Annotated in this window: 1 protein-coding gene; it reads right to left on the reverse strand. The window is 49.1% G+C overall.

Translation table 11 applies throughout. The features are described 5' to 3' along the window. Positions 1–38 precede the first annotated feature (38 nt). The coding region (locus VZ94_RS21755) for an ISAzo13 family transposase (protein ID WP_045780851.1) at positions 39–658 on the reverse strand (620 nt) is incomplete at its 5' end.

Genomic DNA, 658 nt, shown 5'->3' on the forward strand with positions numbered 1-658 from the left:
CATACACTTAGGATTCCGCCCAAAATAACTTCCCGAAATCACCTGTCTTGAGGTAAAGCACGGTAATTCCAACGGGGTAGAAAATCATCAAACACGATACGACTATTTTCGATAAAATCAGAGGCACATTTCTTCCCTGTTTCATAGACACCGGTCAAAATGTCGACCGTGACATTTAATCCCGTTGTGGTCTTGGCTTTCGCCATAAACTGCTTAGCAATGTCGAGCGTATGAAACACCACACCTTGGCAAGCGCGAGTGATATGAGGAAACAATCGGTGCTCAATCGGGTTATGTTTCGAGCAATACGGTGGATAGTGTGCGATGCGGATTTCCAAACCCAACCGCTCTGCCAAGGCTTGCAGCGCCTCTTTAAAAACATGACGATTCGAGGCATTACTGCCGCCACCATCGCACAGGACTAATAATCGTAATGAATTGAAATAGCAGTGGCGGCCCTGCCGTTGCCACCACAGCGCGATGCTGTCGCAACACAATTCGCTGGTGTCGTGGCTGGTATTGAGGTGAATCGCACCTTCATTCCGGGCCACATCATAAATGCCATGCGGAATGAGTTTGCCAAGGCCAGCACTGGGAAAATCATGATCCAGGGTTTCGATGCTGGTTTGCGTAAGGGTATGACCTGCGCGGGCGAAGT

Origin of the sequence: Methylocucumis oryzae, from assembly GCF_000963695.1 — a bacterium.
Taxonomy (GTDB): domain Bacteria; phylum Pseudomonadota; class Gammaproteobacteria; order Methylococcales; family Methylomonadaceae; genus Methylovulum; species Methylovulum oryzae.